The 20464-nt window shown below is 41.2% G+C and carries 19 protein-coding genes; 15 read left to right on the top strand and 4 right to left on the bottom strand.

All coding sequences use genetic code 11. From position 1 onward, the window contains the following. Positions 1-186: 186 nt before the first annotated feature. On the bottom strand, positions 187-2862 hold the full coding sequence (locus tag G399_RS0100735) for a penicillin-binding protein 1A (RefSeq protein WP_026843328.1): 2676 nt from the start codon (positions 2860-2862) through the stop codon (positions 187-189). Positions 2863-3000: 138 nt separating this feature from the next. Here G399_RS0100735 and pilM point away from each other — a divergent pair, with 138 nt between their 5' ends. The 9 genes from pilM to G399_RS0100690 all read left to right on the top strand — a co-directional run bounded on the left by pilM (position 3001) and on the right by G399_RS0100690 (position 12079). Then, positions 3001-4065: a type IV pilus biogenesis protein PilM gene (gene pilM, locus G399_RS0100730; protein WP_006011172.1), complete on the top strand. Its 1065-nt coding sequence runs from the start codon at positions 3001-3003 to the stop codon at positions 4063-4065. Beyond that, a complete protein-coding gene (locus G399_RS0100725; RefSeq protein ID WP_006011171.1) occupies positions 4053-4640 on the top strand; it encodes a PilN domain-containing protein in 588 nt (195 codons plus the stop codon). The genes pilM and G399_RS0100725 overlap by 13 nt, the downstream gene beginning before the upstream one ends. Beyond that, positions 4640-5257 carry a type IV pilus inner membrane component PilO gene (locus G399_RS0100720; RefSeq protein WP_006011169.1) on the top strand — a complete coding sequence of 206 codons (618 nt, stop codon included), beginning with the start codon at positions 4640-4642 and terminating at the stop codon, positions 5255-5257. Before G399_RS0100725 ends, G399_RS0100720 begins: the two co-directional genes overlap by 1 nt. Then, entirely contained in the window at positions 5257-5835 is a 579-nt protein-coding gene (locus tag G399_RS0100715; RefSeq protein WP_006011167.1) for a pilus assembly protein PilP, read from the top strand. Before G399_RS0100720 ends, G399_RS0100715 begins: the two co-directional genes overlap by 1 nt. After that, a complete protein-coding gene (locus G399_RS0100710) occupies positions 5828-7588 on the top strand; it encodes a type IV pilus secretin PilQ (protein WP_006011166.1) in 1761 nt (586 codons plus the stop codon). The genes G399_RS0100715 and G399_RS0100710 overlap by 8 nt, the downstream gene beginning before the upstream one ends. A 298-nt stretch (positions 7589-7886) precedes the next feature. Further along, positions 7887-8402 (top strand): shikimate kinase AroK, encoded by a 516-nt coding sequence (gene aroK, locus G399_RS0100705; RefSeq protein ID WP_006011165.1) that lies wholly within the window; start codon positions 7887-7889, stop codon positions 8400-8402. A 39-nt stretch (positions 8403-8441) separates the two neighbouring features. Further along, positions 8442-9515: a 3-dehydroquinate synthase gene (gene aroB, locus G399_RS0100700; RefSeq protein WP_006011164.1), complete on the top strand. Its 1074-nt coding sequence runs from the start codon at positions 8442-8444 to the stop codon at positions 9513-9515. 51 nt (positions 9516-9566) lie between these two features. Then, the gene (locus G399_RS0100695; RefSeq protein ID WP_006011163.1) at positions 9567-11189 is read left to right on the top strand and encodes an SPOR domain-containing protein; all 1623 of its coding nucleotides are present in this window, start codon (positions 9567-9569) and stop codon (positions 11187-11189) included. Positions 11190-11245: 56 nt separating this feature from the next. Next, the gene (locus G399_RS0100690; RefSeq protein WP_006011162.1) at positions 11246-12079 is read left to right on the top strand and encodes a Dam family site-specific DNA-(adenine-N6)-methyltransferase; all 834 of its coding nucleotides are present in this window, start codon (positions 11246-11248) and stop codon (positions 12077-12079) included. A 327-nt stretch (positions 12080-12406) separates the two neighbouring features. On the opposite strand, the gene G399_RS0100680 is transcribed toward G399_RS0100690, so the two are convergent. The 3 genes from G399_RS0100680 to G399_RS0100670 all read right to left on the bottom strand — a co-directional run bounded on the left by G399_RS0100680 (position 12407) and on the right by G399_RS0100670 (position 13813). Further along, positions 12407-12568, bottom strand: a complete 162-nt coding sequence (locus tag G399_RS0100680; protein ID WP_244877381.1) for a DUF2970 domain-containing protein — start codon at positions 12566-12568, stop codon at positions 12407-12409. A gap of 33 nt (positions 12569-12601) precedes the next feature. Further along, a complete protein-coding gene (locus G399_RS22215) occupies positions 12602-12907 on the bottom strand; it encodes a hypothetical protein (protein ID WP_051288455.1) in 306 nt (101 codons plus the stop codon). 264 nt (positions 12908-13171) lie between these two features. Continuing rightward, the gene (locus G399_RS0100670) at positions 13172-13813 is read right to left on the bottom strand and encodes a TorF family putative porin (protein ID WP_006011071.1); all 642 of its coding nucleotides are present in this window, start codon (positions 13811-13813) and stop codon (positions 13172-13174) included. A gap of 390 nt (positions 13814-14203) precedes the next feature. Here G399_RS0100670 and rpe point away from each other — a divergent pair, with 390 nt between their 5' ends. The 6 genes from rpe (at position 14204) to astA (ending at position 20458) form a co-directional block, all read left to right on the top strand. Then, a complete protein-coding gene (rpe, locus tag G399_RS0100665) occupies positions 14204-14866 on the top strand; it encodes a ribulose-phosphate 3-epimerase (RefSeq protein ID WP_006011073.1) in 663 nt (220 codons plus the stop codon). A gap of 21 nt (positions 14867-14887) precedes the next feature. After that, a complete protein-coding gene (gene trpS, locus G399_RS0100660) occupies positions 14888-15895 on the top strand; it encodes a tryptophan--tRNA ligase (RefSeq protein ID WP_006011074.1) in 1008 nt (335 codons plus the stop codon). 98 nt (positions 15896-15993) lie between these two features. Beyond that, on the top strand, positions 15994-16569 hold the full coding sequence (locus tag G399_RS0100655) for an anthranilate synthase component II (protein WP_006011076.1): 576 nt from the start codon (positions 15994-15996) through the stop codon (positions 16567-16569). Between the two features lie 22 nt (positions 16570-16591). Continuing rightward, entirely contained in the window at positions 16592-17806 is a 1215-nt protein-coding gene (locus G399_RS0100650; protein WP_006011078.1) for an HDOD domain-containing protein, read from the top strand. Between the two features lie 371 nt (positions 17807-18177). Continuing rightward, positions 18178-19383: an aspartate aminotransferase family protein gene (locus G399_RS0100645; RefSeq protein WP_006011079.1), complete on the top strand. Its 1206-nt coding sequence runs from the start codon at positions 18178-18180 to the stop codon at positions 19381-19383. A 40-nt stretch (positions 19384-19423) separates the two neighbouring features. Next, positions 19424-20458, top strand: coding sequence for an arginine N-succinyltransferase (astA, locus tag G399_RS0100640; RefSeq protein WP_006011081.1), 1035 nt, complete (start codon positions 19424-19426; stop codon positions 20456-20458). The last annotated feature ends 6 nt before the right edge of the window (positions 20459-20464 follow it).

Genomic DNA, 20464 nt, shown 5'->3' with positions numbered 1-20464 from the left:
TTGTTGTTGGACTATTTATTACTTTTTGATTACTTTTTGATTACTTTTTGATTACTTTCTGATTACGTTCTTATTATATTGTTATTACTTTGCGCCTCTTGACCTTCCCCAATATAGTATATTGTTGAAGGTTAAGAGGCCTAAGTATAGAAGCTTGTTCAGAAAAACCTGAAAAAACCAAAAGAACTAAAAAATATCATCAATTTCCGGTGCTTTAGGATTTTCTTCATCTATTGGTAATGATAACTCATCATCTACTACATAAGTGGTTGGTTCAGTTCCAACTTTGAAGTATTCGAACATTGCAGTATGGTCTGTTCGTCGTGTTAATTTACCTGTTTTGAGATCGATTCTAACCCGGATAATACCTTCTGGAATTTTTTTAGGCACTTGCGGCTGGTCTTTAAGCACCTCTTGCATAAAACGTATCCAAGCGGGTTGAGCGCTCATGGCACCAGCTTCAGTGCCGATCAGCGCATTACCAATCCAATTAAATTTTTCAGGATTTTTGTTTACTAGATTTTGATTCCGCGAGGCTCGACCTAGTTGGCGCGATGCATCATCAAACCCAACCCACGTGGTTGCGACTAAGTTGCCAGCAAAGCCGCTAAACCAAGTGTCTTTTGAATCATTCGACGTCCCTGTTTTACCCCCAATATCGTCTCGTTGCAGCAGGTTTGTCGCACGCCAACCCGTGCCTAACCAAAAGGTTTTCTTGTTCCAGTTGCCATTCGCCTTAACTGCCGAGTGCATCATTTCGGTAACCAAAAACGCGGTTTGCGAGCTAATGACTTGCTGCGCTGATTGTTTGACTTTCTTTTTCTGACTATTACGTCCTAACTTTTGACTAAATTGAGCTGCTAAGCGAGCTTCAATATCAGATTCATTTAATACTTGTTCTAGTTCTGGTGACTCATCATCGCATGGATTACAAGCGTAAACAGGTTGTGCTTGCCATATTAACTCCTCCAGATCATTCTCAATTCGCTCAATAAAATAAGGACGCACAGCAAAACCACCATTCGCTAGCACTGCAATGCCGGAAACGACCTCTAAAGGCGTATGTGAACCTGAACCTAGGGACAAAGTTTCATCACGAGGTATGTCGTCTTTGTCAAATCCAAAACGCGAAATATAGTCCACAGTTTCATCTATACCAACACCTCGTAAGAGACGAACTGACACTACGTTTTTTGACATTCCTAATGCGACACGCAAGCGTATTGGACCTTCGTAAACGGCGGGCGAATTTTGAGGACGCCAGGCAACGCCAGACGAGCTATCCCATTGATTAATAGGCGCATCATTCATAATGCTCGCTAGTGTATAACCATTTCCAATGGCGCTGGCGTACACAAACGGTTTTATATTTGAACCCACTTGGCGCTTTGCTTGTGTCGCTCGGTTAAACTGACTTTTGTAGAAGCTATACCCGCCAACCACGGCCTTTACAGAACCGTCATAAGGATCTAGTGCGACCAAAGCACCGGCCGCGTCAGGCAACTGGCCGAGCTGCCAAACATCGTCTTGAGGACGCTTTCGGATATATACCAACATACCTTCCTGTAGAATATCTGCCGCAACTTCAGGTTCATCTCCTTGTGTCTGATCATCGATGTAGGCTCTTGCCCAATCCAAACCATCCCAGACTAATTGAATCATTCGACCATCCGCAATAATGACATCTACCGATTTTTCTTGTACCGTCATAACCACCGCAGGCAACAATGGGTCTATTTCTTCAACGCTATCCAGATATGCTGTGACTTTCTCAATAGACCAAGCATTTTTATTGATACGGGGAGGCAGTTCTACTGGGCTAGGATTACCTTGTTCTATACCATCAACAACCGCGACCGGTTTAGCAACTGCACGCTCAAGTGGTTCCCAAAGTTGCGCCAAAGGTCCTCTGAATCCATGCCTCTCGTCATAATCATGCAAGTTCTGTATGACCGCTTCTTGGGCAGCCTTTTGCATATCATAAGTTGCCGTTGCAAAAACATTAAAGCCACTCGTTTCTGCAATTTCTTTGCCGTAGATTTCAACCATTTCGTTATAAATAAGGTCTGCTAAATAAGGCGCATCGAGCGCGAGTTCTGCACCGTGTTTCTTAGCTGTCACTGGGGCTTGGGAGGCTTCATCGAACTGTTGCCGGTTAATATAACCTTCATCTAACATACGCAACAAAACGATACGTCGGCGCTCTTTTGAGCGCTCAGGCCGGCTTATTGGGTTAAGTACCGAGGGGGCTTGCGGCAATCCAGCTAACGTGGCAAGTTGAGCTAGATTCAATTGCTTTAAATTTTTTCCATAATACACTTGTGCAGCTGCGCCAAAACCAAAAGCCCGGTGTCCTAGCTCAACCTTATTAAGATATAACTCAAGAATTTCATCTTTGCTTAATTCTTGCTCCATATGCAATGCAATAAACAATTCCCTGATTTTACGACTAAACTTCTTTTCTTTAGTCAAGAAGAAACCGCGCGCCATTTGCATCGTCAAAGTGCTAGCTCCCTGCCCCCGCTCGCCAGTTGTAATCAAATTTAAGAAGGCACGACCAACACCAATAGGATCTACCCCAATATGGCTGTAAAAGCGGCTATCTTCAGTTGCTATAAGCGCCTGTACTAAGGTCTCGGGGACATCATCAAGAGAAACCGGTATTCTTCTTTTTACCCCATATTGGGATATTAATTTACCGTCTTGGGTAAATATACGCATAGGTGTTTGTAACTTGACCTCTCTCAAAATTTCCACACTTGGAAGCCCGGGTTTGAGATAAAAATACATACCTATAATGCTAATAACCGCTAGGAAAAAACCTAAGGCGCTCAGTAACATGAGTTTCTTTATTAACTTCACTGTGCTGTTTTCACTTTTATTTATTGGGATTAAATACTCAATTTTTATACTTAGGTGTCGTTAACAGAACCATACAGTTTAAAAAAATCAGTATTATTTGTACCTATGATACTAGAACTATGACAGAGCTACTAATCAATGAAATCGCTTTTTAAGAAAAAAGTCCAAAGTATAATCGGGTTAGACATAGGAACCAAGTACGTTAAGGCCGTATGCTTAGATGTTAGCGGTTCTGTAGCCAAAGTAAATGCTTTCGCTTGCGAACCTATCATAGGTGGTGCATTTAATGAGCGTGAAATAAAAGACTTTGACGCCGTCAGCAAAGCACTGGCCAAAATCAAGCACAACTTGAAGACAAAAAACAAAAATGTTGCGATAGCTGTTGCTGGCGCATCAGTTCTCAGCAAAGTGGTTTTCATGGAGCCAAATCAAACTGATTTTGAACTGGAAAGCCAAATTGAAATCGAAGCAGACAGCTTAATACCTTACCCCTTAGAAGAAGTTTATTTGGACTTTGAAGAATTGGGTGAAAGCAAAATGCACGGCGGTAAAGTCGAAGTATTGCTGAGCGCCGCACACAAAGACATGGTCGATAGTCGCATTACGCTCGTCAGAGAAGCGCCTTTCGAACCCGTAATCATGGACATTGAAGGTTATGCTTTAGGTAACGCCCTTATCCACTTTGCAACGCATAGAAAAGACAGCCCAACGTGCTGTATTAATGTAGGTGCCAGTTTATTGCAAGTCTGTTTCGTTGAAGACGGCGAAGTCATATATAGCAAAGAACACAACTTCGGTATGAACAAATTCATACAAGATTTAGCGGTTATTCACTCGCTAGACATTCAAGAAGTAGAGAATCAAATAGCCGATGGTTCAGCACCTGAGTCATGGTTTAAAGATACCTTGCCAATGTTTTTATCTGCATTGCAACAACAAATACAACGTGCATTACAAATGTATGCGTCGACAACGCACAAGACGCAGCCCGAAAAAATCTTAATTTCTGGTGGCGCTGGTTCATTGCCAATGGTCATTGAAGAATTATCAAAAGACCTCGGCATTGTGGTCGAAGCCTTTAATCCGTTTTTAAATTTAACCATCGCTGAAAACGTCGACGCCGAAAAATTAAACAAATTTGCTGCACAATTGGCGATCGCGATGGGGTTAGCAAGTAGGAGTTATTCGCAATGGCACATGTAAATTTACTTCCATGGCGTGAAGCTCAGCGTCAGCGTCATAAAAAACAATACATTAGTTCATTGGTTGTTATTTCGATTGCTGTGCTTGCCGTGTTCTGGATATTAGGCGAAGTCATTGAGCAACAAGTTCGCAACCAGAACTCAAGGAACAATTATCTAGAGCAGCAGATCGGGGTTTTAGACACGCAAATTCAACGCATCAAAGACATTCGAAGCTCAAAAGCAGAGATTGCCCAGCGCATGGCACTTATCGAGCAACTGCAGGTGAGTAAAAATGTATCACCCATTGTTTTTGATGAATTGGCGCGAATTGTACCCGTGGGTGTTTCATTTGAGAAGATGTCCCGTATCGGCAACTTAATTGAAATTGTCGGCATTAGTGAATCGAACAATCGTTTATCTGCGTTTATGCGAAAACTTGAGCAGTCCGATGTATTTACTAGTGGCATATTGTCTTCAATTACTGCTGATGTGAGCACGTCGAATGCGGTCAGTGACTTTAAATTAACATTCTCTATTACGCCGAAAGTTGCTCCGGTTCAAAATGTAGAAACAGATGAAGGGGGGAGTCAATAATGGCTTTTGATTTTTCTAAATTAAAGGAAATAAACGATCTCGATTTCGAACAAGTCGCTATTTGGCCGAAGGAAATCAAGACGGTCGTTGCCATCTTCTGTGTGGTCGTGGTGGGTGCTATTTGCTATTACGCTATTATTAGCAGCAAGTTACCGCAGTTGGATAGTTCTAAAATCAAAGAGACCGAGCTTAGAACGACATTTGAATCGAAATATCGAATTGCCGTCAACGTAGACGCTTATGAAAAACAACTAGTAAGAATGCAAAGCGATTTTTCCTCGATGCTCAAAACATTGCCAACGAGCAATGAAACACCTGGGTTATTGGACGACATTACTTATGTAGGAACCGACGCAGGTCTCTCATTTAAGTTACTTAATTGGCAACAAGAAAATCCGAAAGAATTTTACACCGAGCTACCTATTCAACTTGAAGTTGCCGGAACTTATCACGAGTTTGGCTTATTTACTTCGAACATCGCTAATCTTCCAAGAATTGTAACCTTGCATGACTTTGATATTACTAACAATAAAGGCGTTCTTAATCTAAAGATGCAAGCAAAAACTTATCGTGCTGCGACAACTCAGGCCGATATGAATGCTGAGGGGAAAGAATAATGACAAACGCATTTATACCCCTCCCTAAAAGCCTAATGAATAAGTATCTTGTGCTTGCAACCTGCCTTAGTTTGTCAGCTTGCAGCGCAGAAATTGATGACCTAATTGCTTATACCGATAGTGTCAAAGCGAATACGAATATCAGCATTGAAGAATATCCCAAGTTTAAGCAATTGCAGCCGGTTAATTATTCAGCTAGCAATCTGCGCAGCCCCTTCCAAAGGCTGCAGCAAGGAAATGAGGCAAAAACAAGCGTGACGGTTCAAACGGCTAACTGCAATCAGCCAAATCGCCAACGCTCTAAAGAAAAATTAGAATCTTACGGTATCGATGCATTACAGATGACAGGTGTCTTTAGTACTGGCGGTCAAAAGTGGGTTCTTATCAAGGCCAATGATGGCACATTACACAAGGCGAAACGAGGTCAATACATCGGCCTGTTTTTCGGCAAAATTATTAACATAACGGATAAAGAAGTGGTTATTGAAGAAATGTTACCTGACGGTGCTGGATGTTGGAAAACAAAAATCGCCACATTAACTATGTCATCAGTAGCTGGGGAAAATGATAATGTCTGATAAATATATTTTTAACAAGCGCTTAAACAGCAACAGACCTCACTGGGTCTTGATAATTGCGTTCGTTTTAGCCATTGTCAGCTTAGGTGCTGTTGCTCAAGAGTCTGAAAATTTAATTGATTTAGTTGATCCGCAAGGTGAAGCTACATTAGAAAGTTCAGCCATCTTAAATAGTATTGATTTTAATCGCTTTGTAAAAACGGGAAACGTGCTTATAGGATTTGAAGGCAAAATCCCATCGGTGACCGTTGTAGAGGCTAAAGGTTTAATTACCTTAACGATGAAAGAAACGATGTTGGCTGAGGACCAATACGTTGAAGTTGACGTTAGTCAGTTTGGTACTGCGGTTAACAGCATTGAAACCTTTCAAGATGCAGACACAGCGAAGGTTGAGATCCGCTATAACGGCGTAGTAAAAATTAAAAGAATGGAAGAGAACGGAGTTGTTACTCTAGCGGTAACGCCGTTGACACCAGGTGAAGTTGAACAATCTAAGAATACAACGTATGAAGGCAAGCCAATTTCGTTGGATTTCCAAGACGTGCCTGTGCGCCAAGTATTACAGATTATTGCGCAAGTTAATGGTTTTAACTTGGTAACAACTGACACCGTTAACGGCAATGTCACTATAAGTTTGTCTGGTGTTCCTTGGGACCAAGCCCTTGATATGATTTTAAAGATCAGAGGGTTGGATAAACGGTTAGAAGGTAACATCCTACTTATCGCCCCGACTGAAGAATTGTCTGCCCGAGAAACGCAGCAACTTCAATCTAAGCAACAAGTACAAAATCTTGCTCAACTTAAGTCAGCACATATTGAAATTAACTATGCGAAGGCTGATGAAATTGCGACCATCCTTAAAACTAGCGATGGCGGAATACTTTCTGACCGTGGTAACGTCACTGTCGATGCCCGTACCAACACCATATTAATCCGCGATACATTAGAAAGTATCGATGAAGCGCGTCGGGTTATAAATGCATTAGATATCCCAGTAAAACAAGTGCTTATTGAGTCTCGCATGGTCACCGTTCGGGATAACGTAGACGAGCAACTGGGTGTTCGTTGGGGATTCACCGGCGCAGGCGATAACAATTCAGTTTCAGGTTCAATCGTAGGTGCTGATACAGCCGGCCAGGGCAGTGTTCCTGATATTGGTGACCGCTTAAACGTGAACTTACCGGTATCGAGCGCAGCTGGCACCATCGGTTTTCAAATTGCGAATCTACTTGACGGTAATATCTTAGACCTTGAGCTAAGTGCTTTAGAAGCCGAGAACAAAGGGGAAATTATTGCCAGCCCTCGAATTACAGTTGCCAATCAGCAAGAAGCTTACATTGAACAAGGTACTGAAATTCCGTTTGTGCAAGCAACATCGAGTGGCGCAACATCGGTAGAATTCAAAAAAGCCGTATTGAGTTTAAAGGTAACACCACATATCACGCCGGATGATAGAATTATTCTAAATCTTGTAGTAACTCAGGATACGCGTGGCGATACCGTGGCGACTTCTACTGGTCCAGCTGTTGCAATCGATACGCAAGAGATTAGTACTCAAGTACTGGTCGAAAATGGTGAAACCATAGTTCTTGGTGGTATCTTTCAGCAAGTTAGTACTAACGACGTTACTAAAGTACCATTGCTCGGCGATATTCCTTACTTCGGTAATTTATTCAAAACAACGTCAACTATTGAACAGAAACGTGAATTACTTATATTTGTAACACCAAAAATCATCGAAGAAAGCTTTTAATTACTGATTTATTAAAGTATTTACACTAATATCACTAACCGTTATAAAGAGTGAAGGCATGGCCTTCACTCTTTTGTGGTTCTAAAGCACAGTATTTTACCCATTGCTTGAATAAGAATGCTTGCATATCAGGCTAGTTAATTGAGATAATCCCTGCATAGATTTTCCACAGAGGAAATTATTCGCTCGCATTGGCGTTAAAAAATTATAAAACGCGTTAATGTGGTAGTTAAAGTTGCTTGTTACGAATACACCAAGCCGACTTCAATCATTTATAAAGAATGTGAATCAATCAGACATGGCTGAAAAACGTAATATATTTCTTGTTGGCCCAATGGGAGCAGGAAAGAGTACTATCGGTAGACATCTTGCAGACGAACTTCACCTCGATTTTTACGACTCTGATCAGGAAATAGAAAAGCGCACTGGCGCAGATATTGCCTGGATTTTTGATCTCGAAGGGGAAGATGGTTTTCGCAAGCGTGAAGAAGACATCATAAACGACCTCACTGATAAACAAGGTATCGTTTTAGCCACGGGTGGAGGTTCTATTGTCTCAAAAAATGTGAGAAACAGACTTTCAGCACGAGGTATCGTAGTATATTTGCAAACAACTATTGATAAGCAAGTAGCTAGAACTCAGCGTGACAAGCGCCGCCCTCTTCTTCAGAATAATGACCCTGAGCAAGTATTAAGAGATTTAGCTGACGAACGTAACCCTCTGTATACTGAGGTTGCTGATTATGTAGTTGAAACGGATGACCAAAGCGCACGCGCAGTAGCAAACCAAATTATCAGTAAAATCGGTTTGTAACAGGTTAATTTTAGGATTTTTTAGAAAGGATATTGCGCTATGCCCACATTAAACGTTGATTTGGGAGAGCGTAGCTACCCTATCTACATTGAGACCGGTTTGTTTAATCAACCCGGTTTTTTACTTTCTGCTATTCAAGGAAAACAATGCGCGATTGTCACCAACGAAACCGTCGCACCTCTGTTTTTAAATAGTATAAAAAAGCCATTGAATAACGCAGGTATAAGTTCCTTCGATATTATTTTACCCGATGGTGAACAATACAAAACAATTGAATACTTCAATGTTGTCTTAACACAACTACTTGAAAATAGAGCGGCTAGAGACACAACGCTGATTGCTTTAGGTGGCGGAGTTATTGGTGATATGGGCGGTTTTGCTGCTGCTTGCTATCAGCGAGGAATACCTTTCATTCAAGTACCTACAACACTACTTTCGCAAGTTGATTCCTCCGTAGGCGGAAAAACAGCGGTAAATCACCCTCTTGGTAAGAATATGATTGGTGCTTTTTATCAGCCCAAAGCCGTATTTATTGATACCAACTCGCTGTCTACTTTACCCGAAAGAGAATTCTCTGCCGGCATGGCCGAAGTTATAAAATATGGGATAATGTACGATGGGGACTTCTTTACTTGGATTGAAAACCAAACTACAGCAATAAAAAACCGCGACCCTGACGCGCTGCGATATCTGATTACAAAGTGTTGCGCAATAAAAGCAGAAGTCGTCAATTTGGATGAAAAAGAGCATGGCGTTAGAGCTTTATTGAATCTTGGTCATACCTTTGGTCACGCTATAGAGGCTGAAAAAGGATATGGTGTCTGGCTGCACGGTGAGGCTGTTGCTGCTGGCATGGCGCTTGCAACAAAGCTCGCAGTGCTGCGTAATTGGATCTCAGTGTCAGAATCCAGGCGCATACAAAGGCTATTGAAGTTATTTAACTTACCGATTACGGGGCCGGCAGATATGTCCGCAGACACCTATATTAGGCATATGCAACACGATAAAAAGGTACTATCCGGTAAAATGCGATTCATCGTTCCGACATCTATAGGCAATGCTAAAATAATAGATGACGTTAAAAATGAAGAATTGACGGCGATATTGAACTAGCCCAACCTGCTGCAAAAATTTGTAAGGCCAAATTTAAAAGGACATGACTGTTTGTCAGAATTGCAAGAACGATTGGAACACTTAGTTAATTATTCTTCTCAGCTTATATTCGTAAGCGGGGATAGTATTGCTCAGCAACAAAGAACACTCGAAGATTTTTTGTCGATGCAAAAAGAAAATACTGAAATTTCCTATTTTACTTCTGAACTCAGCATGGAGTCACCGGATTTTCGACGGATTATTTGTCGTCAACTTTTAGGCCAAAAAGTGGGTAGTTTTGTTCGACCATTAAAAGAACTCCTCAAAGATTTACACGAGCAACCAGGTCCCTACTTACTCTGCATTAAGCAAGCTCAAACTCTTCCAAATGCATTTTTACAAGAACTATGGGACTGGGTAACAGAGAGTAAAACACAATCGCAAAATCATCACGTCAACGTCATACTCTTTGGTGAGACAGCTTGGGCAGAAAAGGCTAAAAAGTGGCTTCCTAAACGCAATAGTAGTCGTCCCGTGCTGTTATCGACTCAATCTATAGATTCAACAAAGTTCGACGTAAATGCATTAGAGAGCCTCATGGCGGACGAACGCCGCGCATTTTCTGTCGACTTATTCAGGCGAGACGAATTTTCACCGCCTATTGTGACGCAAAAATGGTTTATTGTAAGCGTATTAGTCTTGCTGCTATCGGTTTTTGTTGGTCTCATGAGTTGGCAATATCCAGACCACGTAAAATCGCTGCTACAAACAGGAACGCTGCCACCTGAAACCCAACTTAATATAGACAAGCTGGCGCTGCTAAACGAGCAGTTAGATAGAGAGATAGAAACTGAAACAGAGGCGAAAATAAAGGCGAAAATAGAGGCGAAAATAGAGGCGGATATAAAAGCGGAAATAGAAGCGGATATAGAAAGCACAGACTTATCGCTAAGCAAACAAGACGCGATGCAGTTATCTACTGCGAAGGAATTACAGTCCAGTTTAGATTCGGATTTAACTAAAGATAACACCCAGTTAGTCACTTCATGGGATAACGCTAAGCAAGCTAGCAATGATAAAATTAAGTCACTCAAAGAGAATATTAATGAGCAGCGGATTACGCAAGAGAAGGATGCTGCGTTCATCACAAACGTAGACGAAGAAAGACCATTGCCCGATGATGTCGTAGACGTTTATGACGCTGACGGCGATTTCGCGGTTCCTGACATCATTAGCGTTGAACAGCTAGATGCCACATTAGGCAACCAATTATTGACCCCGTCACAAGAAAAACAGCTAGTTATCGATACTTTGGCATCTGAAAACGCATTGCTGACTTTACCAGAACAAGCCGCTGCTCAAGAAAAGCCAGAGCTAATAGGTAATGGCTTGTACGAATTTGATGAGGCGATGTTATTGGTATTGCCAGAACCAAGCGTCTTATTGCAACTCTCAGGTATCCAGAATAGAAGTGTATTAAATGAATTTATTACGGATAATCAATTACAAGATCTGGTCTGGGTTTATCAAACCAAACGATATGGTGGCGCTTGGCATGTGGTTTTATTAAATCAACGTTTTGATTCCTTAAATGCAACACGCCAAGCTGTCGAATTATTGCCATCGTCATTGCAGTCGACAGGACCATTCGCAAAAGACTTGGCACAAATAAAGCTAGAAATACGAGATCGTTAGATTTTATGGTACTGTAGCGCTACTTTTGAAAACACTTTGCAGTTTGAATCACAGTCGTGAATAAAAATACTAAAAATAGGGCCTTTTTGAAATGGGCCGGCGGCAAATATTCTCTGCTTGAGTATATTCTCCCCCATTTACCTAAATCGCCAAAACTCATCGAGCCTTTTTTTGGCGCTGGTTCTATCGCTTTAAATGCACAATATGATAATTATCAACTTAACGACATTAATACCGATCTGGTTGATTTGTATAAATTGGTTCAACACTCATCAGCGCATTTTGTTGCGGCATTAGCTCCATTATTCACGCCAGAGTCAAACGATTCAGATTTCTACTACCAGCGTAGAGAGGAGTTTAATGCCACTGATGATGCATTTCGAAAAGCCTTGTTGTTCGTTTATCTCAATCGCCACGGCTATAATGGCTTATGTCGCTACAACCGCAAGGGTGGTTTTAATGTGCCCTTTGGTCGCTATGTAAAACCAAAGATGCCATCGGCAGAAATTAGTTATTTTGCTGAGCGTTTTGCTAAAGCTGAATTCACTAATTTAGACTATGTTGAAGTAATTAAAAAAGCGCCTGATAACAGCGTTATTTATTGCGATCCACCTTATATTCCTATTAGTAAAACAGCGTCATTTACTCAGTACGCAACAAACGGATTTAGCCTACAAGCGCAAGAAAAATTGGCACAAACAGTGCTCGACATTGTAGCGAATCGCCCGGTGACGGTGATTATCAGTAACCACGATACTGCCCTTTCGCGGCGTTTGTATCAGGGCGCAAAATTTAATAGCTTTTCTGCCCGACGATTGATCAGTCAAAACCCTCTCAATCGAAAGCCAGTAAAAGAACTCATTGCTATTTTTTGCAAAGAAACCAAGTGATCGATTAAGTAACTCCCTTTTAAAGACTATTATATAAAAATAAAATATGTCTTCGATAATCCAGTGGGCTAATGTATCGATATGGTAGATTACTGATGAACTTGAATGATAAAGGAGGTGCTGAATCACAACCGCTCCGTTTACCTGCTTGGGCGATCACAGCGCAGTATTATACATTCGCACTGAATTGGGTTTAGGGTAGCTATAGATGATTTTGGTGCAGGATATTTAATTTATAAGCCCATCATACATCAAGACCTAGTCATATTTTTGCAAGACAATAGCGAGTCGTAATAGATACTTCGTGCCTGATATGGGTAATATGGACTAAACTAAAAAGTTAACTAGCAAAACAAGACTGACCACAAACAGAATAACCAGAACAATACCGGTAACGATGAACGGGACGGGTGATTGTTCGGTGAAGTCTTCTTCGTAACTCTTTTGAGATTGCACGCCTAGCATACTTGCAGATACACTTTTTATCAATCGAAACCATTTTTTGAGCACTAACACTACCTATTATTCATCGGACCCAATTTGCGAGAGCAACTCTAACAAATCAAGAAAATGAAACTGATTAGATGTAGATTTGTTGGTTATCCACGCCAACCAACTTACTTCATTGCCTTTGCGCGAACATTGGATACTTGCAGGTAAACCATTTTCGTCTGTTTGCACCGCAAAATCGCTTTGGCTACAAACGCCCATAGATGGCTGAATAGAAAAAATAGTAAAATAAATACCAAGCATTAGACAAAAACCGACAGACACTGACTTTATCAATGTTGCTTTTCTTGGTGCTTTTCTATTTACCTGACTCTTCATATTCAATTTTATATTCTTATCGGCATGTTCTCTTGTAAATATAACGACAAACGAACACGCTCTGGTGGGGCTGAAAAATGCAAAACGTTGACCTTATAAACACCTAATGACGCTGTGGTTCATTATATAAATTTCATCATATAAATAAAGGATCAGAGGAAAGTATAGCGCAAAAGTCAAAATGCGCAATATTTAATCATTCATAAAAAACCCTGCAAGCCTTCAGGCTTGCAGGGTTTTTATATATAATCCTATCGTGTTAAGTTATAGCTCAAATGATTTGCTAAGCGAAAAGTATAACGATTCGCTGTCATCTAAGTCAGAACCGCTGACTACAAGGCCTACGCCAACATCAAATCCGCCAATTTCAGTACCGTATGCAATTTCACCATACTCACCATCGAAAACTTTGCCCCAAGAACCAATAGTTGCAGACCATCCGTTTTTCTCGACACTCAGTGTAACTAACGAATAATCGCCTTCGGTTGCGTCCTCGTTACCTACTGCACCATCCCACTTACCATTAACATATCCGACCGAAAATAGACCGTAACCAGCGCTTACTCCAATTTCATTGTAAGCACTGTCAAAGTCACCGGTGTATTGATAGCTAACAAAATTGGCATCCAGCGTGATGCCACTTTCTAATTCAAGGCCATAACCGCCATACAAATCGACTTCGAGTCCATCTTCAACCTCAGCAGACCAAGCACCGACATAAAAGCCAGAATCAGCGGCATAATCAACGCCAGCACTAGCTGACGCGGACTCAGTTTGTTGAATACCACGGAAGTGATAATCAGACACTAGACCGACGTTTGCTGACCAACCCGCCATTGCAGATTGACTTGTTAGCGTTGCTGTCAAAATTGTTGCAGCTATTGCTGCGCGTTTAAAAGTTTTCATGTGAGTTCTCCGTAAGGTTCCAAGTTGTTAAAGCGGTTTCTTCTTGTCGTCTTATTATTATTAGTTTTGTAATGCTGTTACGTATTAAATTGATAATTTATTTTAGTTGTTGGTACAACATTCATTTATTTTATTTGTATAATCGGTGTATGGACTAGGTAGAGCAAAAGTAGTGCCTAAATATAAAAAACTGCATATAAAAAATTATCACATTGAATTTTATAGATTTTTTTGATTTTTATGTTTTGCTACATAAAAATATTTGGCGCATCGAATGGATTCAGTAAATAAAAACGCCCCAATTTGATGCATGCTCACCAATAAAGGGCGCGGTTAAGGCTGTTGTCAATCACGAAAGTTCGGTAAACTGTTCAATTTTGGGACTAAATAATGCACACGCCATTAATTGCACCATCCATTCTGTCCGCTGATTTTGCTTGTTTAGGACAAGATGTTCAAAACGTGCTCGATTCTGGGGCAGACATAGTTCACTTTGACGTAATGGACAATCATTATGTTCCTAACCTTTCTTTCGGCCCAATGATTTGTGACGCATTGCGCAAATATGGTATCAGAGCGGATATTGACGTGCATTTAATGGTCCAGCCAGTCGATTCTATGATCCAGGCTTTTGCAAAAGCAGGTGCAAGTATGATTAGTTTTCATCCTGAAGCTACGATGCATCTGGACCGCAGTATCCAATTAATTAAAGATAATGGTTGCAAAGCCGGGCTGGCGTTAAACCCCGGAACACCATTGCACGTTTTGGATTGTGTCCTTGAAAAACTTGATTATGTTTTATTAATGTCAGTCAACCCCGGGTTTGGCGGACAATCTTTCATCGAAAATACACTGACTAAAATAACCGAATTAAAGAGGATAATAGATGCGAAGGGTCTCAATACTCGAATAGAAGTCGATGGCGGTATAAAAATCGACAATATCAAGTCGGTTTGGGAAGCAGGCGCGGACATGTTCGTTGCAGGTTCAGCTATATTCAGTAGCGACAATTACGCCGACACTATTGCGGCAATGAAAAATCAATTTAAATAACACTAGGAAGTCGTAAACACAATGAGCTTGCAAAAACCGATCGTTTTAAGTGGTTGCCAACCTTCAGGTCAACTGACCATGGGCAACTATATGGGAGCCCTGCGTCAGTGGGTCAATATGCAAGACGACAACGATTGCCTATACATGATTGTTGATTTGCATGCCATTACAGTTAGGCAAGACCCTACGGCGTTAAATCAAGCCTGCCTTGATGGCTTAGCATTATATCTAGCCTGCGGTATTGATCCTAAAAAAAGTAGTATTTTTTTGCAGTCACACGTTCCTGAGCATGCGCAACTAAGCTGGGTACTCAATTGTTATACGCAAATGGGCGAGCTCAACCGGATGACACAGTTTAAGGATAAATCACAAAAGAATGCGTCAAATATCAACGTCGGTTTGTATAGCTATCCTGTGCTTCAAGCTGCTGACATACTGATTTATCAGGCGAATAAAGTCCCTGTTGGCGAAGATCAAAAGCAGCATTTGGAATTAACTCGAGACATCGCAACTCGTTTCAATAACATCTATGGTGACATATTCACCATCCCTGACCCATTTATTCCTGAATCAGGCGCTCGCATTATGAGCTTGCAAGATCCGTTGAAAAAAATGTCAAAATCGGATGATAATGCAAATAATGTGATTGGCTTATTGGACGATCCAAAAAAGCTAAGCAAAAAAATTAAACGTGCCGTTACTGACAGTGATGAGCAAGCACGTATTTATTTTGATGTTGCTGAAAAGCCGGGCGTATCAAGTTTATTATCGTTACTGTCTTGTGCAACAGGACAGTCAATTGAGAGCTTGATCCCACAATATGAAGATAAAATGTATGGGCACTTAAAAGCTGATGTAGCTGAGGCTGTTGTTACTATGCTTGCTCCGATTCAGTCAGAATATGCTCGGATCCGCACCGACCAAAGCTATTTACACGATGTTTTGCGAGCCAGCGCTATAAAAGCCAGAGAAAAAGCATCAGTGACACTCGCAAAAACATATAAAGCACTTGGGTTTGTTGCACCATAACCCCGTACCCTAGATTTCTATCCAGCTCTAGGCATCGATTTGACTATAAACGAATATGATTTGCTTGCAAAACAAGCTTTGCCATTGGAGTCACTAACATGGTTTTGATCATTGATAATTATGACTCTTTTACCTTCAATTTAGCGCGCTACTTTGAAGAGTTAGGTGCCAAGGTAAAAGTCATCAAAAATGATGAGCTCAGTATTAGTGAGCTGCAGAAACTAGACTTTACACATTTAGTGATATCTCCTGGTCCATGTTCACCGAATGAATCGGGTATTTGCCTAGATGCAATTGCAGCATTTGCAGGAAAAGTCCCGCTTTTAGGAGTATGCTTGGGCCATCAGGCAATAGGGCAGGTCTTTGGTGCCAAAGTAATACGTGCAAAAAATATCAAACATGGTAAAACGTCAGTTATACAGGTAAAACATGCGCATGGGATCTTTGAAGGCATCCAGAGTATATTTATAGCAACCAGATACCATTCTTTGCTGTTAGAATTAGAAACACTACCTGAGCTGCTAGAAATTACTGCAGTTTGCAGCGAAAGTGGCGATACAGAGATAATGGGAATTCAGCACAAAACAATGCCTATATTTGGTGTTCAGTTTCACCCTGAGTCGTTGTTAACCCAGGAAGGTCACAAAATTTTGAATAATTTTTTAAGAAAATAGACGACGGATGTAGAACAACTAAATGAAGTTAAGCGTATCTCAATTAGCCTCGACTATGAATAATAGATTCGAGCACCTTCTCGTCAGTTCGGATGAAGCTATTCTTTTGACTGGTCAAAAAACTGAGAAACAACGCATTATGGAAGAGTCAGAGCAAGCTGATGCTCGTCGAGAATTGTTATTTGTCGAAGAAGTTACCATAAAAAATCGTGAAGAAAAAAATCAAAAACAACATTTGTTTATTCAACAAGTTGAAGCTGAATTTCACGTTAGCCTTATGAATGATCTTGCTGAAAGATTCAGAAATACCTCGTACGTATTAGAAAAAGTGCTTGGGTTTGACCCATCCATAGGTAAAATTTTAGATGTTTTGTACACAGAGTCCTGTTCAATATCTCGCTTAGAAGTTTTCATTAAAGAATTGAATTGGTTGTCAGATGCCATTCTCAGCTTTATCAAACAACCAACATACCGTCGTTTTGATTCAAAAGGTAGACTAATCGTCATCGATACTTTGCGCAGTGCACTGAGTTTCATTGGAATAGAAAGTCTGCGCACCTTGCTGCCAGCGCTAATTGCTAAACGCAGTTTACCGCCCAAATCAGCGCTATTTCCAGAATTGCAGAAGCACCTTTGGGAATATACCTTGGGCACGGGTAAAGCGTGCCGAGCGATTGCCGAAAAAGAAGGAATGAAATGGTATTTAGGTTATAACATCGGATTGATGAGCACCATTGGGCGCAGTGCAATTACCACAATGTACCTAAAAGCATTCGAAGGTAAATTACGCGAAAAAATCATCGAAGAGCAAAAGAAAAATAATCCAGTCCAAGCTGAAGCGCTCAATACACTGGTACCCTCGCACAAGTATCTTATTTCATTATGGCATCGTTATGCGGATAATCTTAACAACGACATAGTTGCAAGCTTAAAGTGCCGTTGGTTGATGTTTGGTATTGGCTTTGAAGATTACACTCGCATAAAAGAAATAAGCTTTGCGCACGTAAAAGAGCAAAATTTACATCCCCTCACCAATTTATTGTTTCGTTGCCAAGGCTATATGCAATTTAAAATGATGAAAGGAAAAAACTTAATATCCAAACAAGCATCGTTGCTGTATTTACGCAACTTTGGGATTGTTTCAGACGATGTTGTGTTGTTGATGAAAACAAATTTAACTGGGCTTGAAATAAAAATCCCCGAGATCCAACAAGCACTAAGAGCGCGCAACGACTGAACGATTTACAATCCTAGTTTATCAATCAGCGCTGTCATTTGATTAGCATTTTTTTGCATGAATATGCCCTAATGTAATGCCTGAAAGCCAACTATTGTGTCGATATTTGTCCCACTTTAAAATATGTAGCTTGTCTGTAAGCCATTACAGTCAGTACTAGCACCTTAAAACCTTGCTATTTTTTTCGCTATACTGCCACCAAAATAAATATTCACTAATTCTGCAAATCAGTTCACACCCCCTATTTTTACTGGCCTTGCGACGAATAAGTTGATTGCTTTAAGTATCTCTTCTGGCATAATACGCCTTCAGATTACTCATACATCTACTGTTGTGTGGGTGCAGAATAGCTAAGCAAAGAGGTGTATAACATGCAAGTGACTCGTTCAACGTTTGATGATGTAATGGTACCTAACTATAATCCAGCACAAATGGTGCCGGTGCGTGGTGAAGGGTCTCGCGTTTGGGATCAAGAAGGCAATGAATACATCGATTTTGCAGGCGGTATTGCGGTTAACGTGCTTGGCCATTGCCATCCGGAACTGGTTAGCGTTTTACAAGAACAAGGCAACAAGTTGTGGCATCTAAGTAATGTATTTACCAACGAGCCCGCAATAAGATTAGCTAAAAAGTTATGCGACGCGACTTTTGCCGATAAAGTGTATTTCGCTAATTCGGGTGCGGAAGCAAACGAAGCAGCATTGAAACTAGCGCGCAGGTTTGCTATTGATCATCACAACGAAAGTAAAGACCAAATTATTGCCTTTAAGCAAGGCTTCCATGGTCGTACTTTCTTCACAGTAACCGTGGGTGGTCAACCAGCCTATTCAGACGGGTTTGGTCCAAAACCCGGCGGTATTGAACATTGCGAATACAATAACCTAGAAATGCTAGCAAGCATGATGTCAGAGCGCACTTGCGCCATTATGATGGAGCCATTGCAAGGTGAAGGCGGAATAATCGTGCCAGACCCCTCATTCGTGAAGGGTGTCAGAGAACTTTGTGATAAACACAATGCGCTATTGATTTTCGATGAAGTACAAAGTGGTGTTGGTAGAACAGGCTATCTATTTGCTTACATGGATGTTGATGTTACCCCTGATATTTTGACCTCAGCTAAGTCATTAGGCGGAGGCTTTCCAATTGGCGCTATGCTTACCACTGACGCGATAGCTAGTAGCCTGAAACCAGGTACTCACGGCAGTACATATGGTGGTAATCCGCTAGCATGCGCAGTAGCAGAAAGAGTCTTGGACGTTATCAATCAACCGGAGATTTTGGCTGGAGTGCTTAAGAAAGAAGCATTATATCGTGAAATTTTAGGTAAAATTAATGATCAATATCATGTGTTCAGTGAAATACGTGGCAAAGGTATGTTGTTAGGTTGTGCGTTAAATGAGAAATACGCCGGCCGTGCACGTGACTTCATGGTCGCAGCGAATGAGCAGCATCTTATGTGTTTAATTGCTGGCATGAACGTTATTCGTTTTGCTCCATCTTTAGTTATCCCCGATGAAGATATCATTGAAGGTTTAGCTCGTTTCGAAAAGGCGGTTGCCTCAGTCGTTGCCGGTTAGTCTTTTTTAGATTGTCTTTGACAATCACAGGGATCATTTAATGAAAATTATTCGACCGATTAAAGCGTCTGACTATCAGACGCTGCACGAGATAGCGAAAGAGTCCGGCATCGGTTTCACTTCACTGCCAGTGAATGAAGAGCTATTGCGCCGCAAAATCACAAAAGCTGAAGCAGCGGTTCAGTCAACGCCAACAGAACCAGGTATGCAAAGCTACTTATTCGTAATGGAAGATACAGAAACCGGTGAAGTTGTCGGTACTACTGGTATTGAAGCAACAGTTGGCCTGCAAGACGCGTTTTATCATTACCATATAAGTAAAGTGGTGCATGCGTCGCGTGAGTTAAATGTGCATAACACTGTCGACATACTGCATTTTTGTAATGATTACACAGGCGTGAGTGAAATTTGCACCTTATTTTTAAGAGAAAATGCGCGGAAAGGTCTTAACGGTCGCTTTCTGTCCAAAATGCGCTTCCTTTTCATGGCTGAGCACACAGAACGTTTTGCTGACGTGGTTATCGCTGAAATGCGTGGTGTTAGCGATGACAAAGGGCTTTCGCCATTTTGGGCTTGGCTCGAAGAAAATTTCTTCTCAATGGATTTCCCCACTGCTGACTATCTAACCGGTATCGGCAATAAAGTATTCATCGCTGAACTGATGCCCAAATACCCTATTTACGTTAATTTACTCAGTAAAGCGGCACAAGACTGTATCGGAAAAGTACACGAAAAAACCAAACCAGCTCTCTGTTTGCTTGAGCAAGAAGGATTTAAGTGCCGTGGGTATGTGGATATTTTTGACGCCGGTCCAACCGTAGAAGCAGATGTTAAAAACATCGCAACAGTACAAGCCAGTCGCAAAGCATCTGTCGTCATCAACGACAACCTCGCTCAAACCGATGGTCAAACCTGCTTTGCTATTAATACGTCAGTACAAGACTTCAGAGCTTGTATCGCAGAAATCGCCTATGTTGACGGTAATCGCGTTGCGATTGAACGAGTTAGTGCTGAGGCATTAGGTATTAAAGATGGCGATTCAATTCGTTTCTCGCCAGCTAACACGAAGCATTAGGAGCAC

Source organism: Brumicola pallidula DSM 14239 = ACAM 615 (assembly GCF_000428905.1).
Taxonomy (GTDB): Bacteria; Pseudomonadota; Gammaproteobacteria; order Enterobacterales; family Alteromonadaceae; genus Glaciecola; species Glaciecola pallidula.
Note: the sequence above shows the minus strand (reverse complement) of the source record. Positions and strands in the feature narration are given on the sequence as shown.

Coding starts and splice junctions, on each gene's coding strand:
- astA (WP_006011081.1), top strand. CDS start 19,424: ATGAAAATTATTCGACCGATTAAAGCGTCTGACTATCAGACGCTGCAC.
- aroB (WP_006011164.1), top strand. CDS start 8,442: ATGCCCACATTAAACGTTGATTTGGGAGAGCGTAGCTACCCTATCTAC.
- pilM (WP_006011172.1), top strand. CDS start 3,001: ATGAAATCGCTTTTTAAGAAAAAAGTCCAAAGTATAATCGGGTTAGAC.
- G399_RS0100725 (WP_006011171.1), top strand. CDS start 4,053: ATGGCACATGTAAATTTACTTCCATGGCGTGAAGCTCAGCGTCAGCGT.
- G399_RS22215 (WP_051288455.1), bottom strand. CDS start 12,907: ATGAAGAGTCAGGTAAATAGAAAAGCACCAAGAAAAGCAACATTGATA.
- G399_RS0100710 (WP_006011166.1), top strand. CDS start 5,828: ATGTCTGATAAATATATTTTTAACAAGCGCTTAAACAGCAACAGACCT.
- G399_RS0100645 (WP_006011079.1), top strand. CDS start 18,178: ATGCAAGTGACTCGTTCAACGTTTGATGATGTAATGGTACCTAACTAT.
- G399_RS0100650 (WP_006011078.1), top strand. CDS start 16,592: ATGAAGTTAAGCGTATCTCAATTAGCCTCGACTATGAATAATAGATTC.
- trpS (WP_006011074.1), top strand. CDS start 14,888: ATGAGCTTGCAAAAACCGATCGTTTTAAGTGGTTGCCAACCTTCAGGT.
- rpe (WP_006011073.1), top strand. CDS start 14,204: ATGCACACGCCATTAATTGCACCATCCATTCTGTCCGCTGATTTTGCT.
- G399_RS0100715 (WP_006011167.1), top strand. CDS start 5,257: ATGACAAACGCATTTATACCCCTCCCTAAAAGCCTAATGAATAAGTAT.
- G399_RS0100655 (WP_006011076.1), top strand. CDS start 15,994: ATGGTTTTGATCATTGATAATTATGACTCTTTTACCTTCAATTTAGCG.
- aroK (WP_006011165.1), top strand. CDS start 7,887: ATGGCTGAAAAACGTAATATATTTCTTGTTGGCCCAATGGGAGCAGGA.
- G399_RS0100720 (WP_006011169.1), top strand. CDS start 4,640: ATGGCTTTTGATTTTTCTAAATTAAAGGAAATAAACGATCTCGATTTC.
- G399_RS0100670 (WP_006011071.1), bottom strand. CDS start 13,813: ATGAAAACTTTTAAACGCGCAGCAATAGCTGCAACAATTTTGACAGCA.